This window comes from Roseateles sp. P5_E1, from assembly GCF_054049335.1.
Map to the genome: position 1 here is coordinate 1 of NZ_JBFUMN010000291.1, position 615 is coordinate 615.

General features: G+C 64.7%; 1 protein-coding gene. It reads left to right on the plus strand.

The features are described 5' to 3' along the window. Nucleotides 1-413 (plus strand): chorismate-binding protein (locus tag ACXJKJ_RS31110; RefSeq protein WP_457395439.1); only part of this gene is annotated, 413 nt, incomplete at its 5' end. Nucleotides 414-615 lie beyond the last annotated feature (202 nt).

Here is a 615-nt window from a genome sequence, read left to right on the forward strand (position 1 = left end):
CCGTGGAAGTGGGCGAGCAGTTCGTGATCGAACGCTACAGCCACGTCATGCATATCGTCAGCGAAGTCACCGGGCAGCTGCAGCCGGGCCTGAGCTATGCCGACGTGCTGCGCGCGACGTTCCCGGCCGGCACCGTCAGCGGTGCGCCGAAGATCCGCGCGCTGGAAGTGATCCGCGAGCTGGAGCCGATCAAGCGCAACGTCTACGCCGGCAGCATCGGCTACATCGGCTGGCATGGCGATGCCGATACTGCGATCGCCATCCGCACCGCGGTCATCAAGGACGGTCGCCTGCACGTGCAGGCCGGTGCCGGCATCGTCTACGACTCCGATCCGGGCAAGGAATGGGACGAGACGATGAACAAGGGGCGCGCGTTGTTCCGTGCCGTGGCGCAGGCTGCCAAGGGCCTCTGATTTTAAAGCGCCGTGGCCGTTGCCACGGTCTTCCGCTGCATCATCTGACAAGGAATACCGCATGAAGCTGCTGAGCGCATTGCTGTTGTCGTCGACGTTGGCCGTGGCGGCCGCACCTGCATGGGCGCAGGCCAACTCCATTCCCTCGCAGCCGCATCTATTGGTGAAGGGCGAAGGCTCACGGACGGTGATGCCGGACCGT